Consider the following 935-nt stretch of genomic DNA (forward strand, 5'->3'; position numbering starts at 1 on the left):
CGGAACATGTGGACTTCCTGCGCGTCGGCGCGGATTCGATGCTGCACGTCAATGTTCCCGTGCATTTCATCAATCAGGAAAAGTCGCTTGGTATCAAAAAAGGCGGTCTGCTGAATATCGTTCAGCATACGGTCGAAATTGAAGTCAATGCCAACGACATTCCCGACCATCTGACGGTCGATCTGCTCAACATCGACATCAACGGTTCCGTTCATGTCTCGATGCTGCAAATCCCGGCAGGGGCCAAGCTTGTGGGCGGCGAGCGCGATTTCACTATCGCGACCATCGTTCCGACCAGCGGCGGCGACGCCTAAAGCCTAAGGCGAAGCGATTCTCATGGCGGCCCCTTGGATTCTTGTCGGTCTCGGCAACCCAGGGGGCCACTATGCCCGCAATCGCCATAATATCGGCTTTCTCGCGATTGATGAGATTGCCCGGCGCTATAATTTTACGCCATTCCGGCCGACCAAGTTTCAAGGCGATCTCGCCGAAGGCAGCCTCGACGGCGTTAAATGCCTGTTGGTGAAGCCGACCACTTATATGAATCTCTCTGGCGATTGCGTCGGCGCGATTATGCGCTTTTTCAAAATCCCGCCCGAGCAGTTGATCGTGTTCCACGACGAGTTGGAACTGCCCGCCAGCAAGTTCCGCGTTAAGCGCGGCGGCGGCCACGCGGGACATAACGGCCTGAAATCCCTCGACGCCCATTGCACGCCCGACTATTGGCGCGTCCGCCTCGGTATCGGCCATCCCGGCGATAAAGCCCGCGTGACCGCCCATGTCTTGAGCGATTTCGCCAAGGCCGACGAGGCGTGGCTCTCGCCGCTGCTGGACGCCGTGACCGATGCCATTCCGCTGTTCGTTACGAAGACGGAACGGGAATTTACCGAAAGCGTTTCGCGGAAACTCACCCCGCCGAAGCCGCCCAAACCTGC

General features: G+C 58.2%; 1 protein-coding gene and 1 pseudogene. Both read left to right on the forward strand.

Annotated elements, in window-relative coordinates:
• A pseudogene (locus VZ95_RS16270) lies at positions 1 to 314 on the forward strand (50S ribosomal protein L25/general stress protein Ctc); the annotation flags it as partial.
• Positions 315 to 336: 22 nt separating this feature from the next.
• Positions 337 to 935, forward strand: a 599-nt coding sequence (pth, locus tag VZ95_RS16275; RefSeq protein ID WP_045776795.1) for an aminoacyl-tRNA hydrolase, incomplete at its 3' end; no start/stop codon positions are given.

Origin of the sequence: Elstera litoralis, from assembly GCF_000963705.1 — a bacterium.
In the GTDB taxonomy this organism is placed as follows: domain Bacteria; phylum Pseudomonadota; class Alphaproteobacteria; order Elsterales; family Elsteraceae; genus Elstera; species Elstera litoralis.